The 547-nt window shown below is 43.9% G+C and carries 2 protein-coding genes; both read left to right on the forward strand.

What is annotated here, in order from left to right:
* The coding region (locus R7Z77_RS27795) for a diacylglycerol kinase (protein WP_318127488.1) at window positions 1-164 on the forward strand (164 nt) is incomplete at its 5' end.
* 21 nt (window positions 165-185) lie between these two features.
* Window positions 186-547: phosphoethanolamine transferase domain-containing protein (locus R7Z77_RS27800; RefSeq protein ID WP_318137365.1), on the forward strand; the 362-nt coding region annotated here is incomplete at its 3' end.

Genomic DNA, 547 nt, shown 5'->3' on the forward strand with positions numbered 1-547 from the left:
TGATTTTAATCGTCGAACTTATTAATTCCGCCGTAGAAGCGGTTGTCGACCGTGTCAGCGATGACTGGCATGAACTCAGTGGTCGAGCCAAAGACATTGGCTCTGCAGCAGTATTTGTTGCGCTATTTCTTGCCCTATTTGTTTGGGCGTCGTTCTTGCTTTAGTTTTATTCAAGAAAGTAACTTATGAAGACTGTTGATTCTCCAAAGAAAGGTATCCCATACGGTGCCTTTACTGTTCTACTCGCGCTGTATTTCGCTCTCGTGGTGAACATCCCAATCTATAAAGAACTCATTGGGATGTTCACTAAGTTAGACGAAGTCAAAATCGGTTTCATTATCACTATTCCGATTTTCTTTTTTGCCGCGCTTAATTTCTTATTCAACCTATTTAGCTGGCCATGGGTTGGAAAGCCGTTCTTTATCTTGCTGCTCGTAGTCTCTAGCTTAGTAAGCTACGCAGGCTATAACTACGGAACGCTGTTTGCCTCTGGGATGATCGCCAACATCGTCGAGACCGACTCGAGTGAAGCAAGCTCTTATCTCAG

Source organism: Vibrio sp. 1401, from assembly GCF_033340295.1.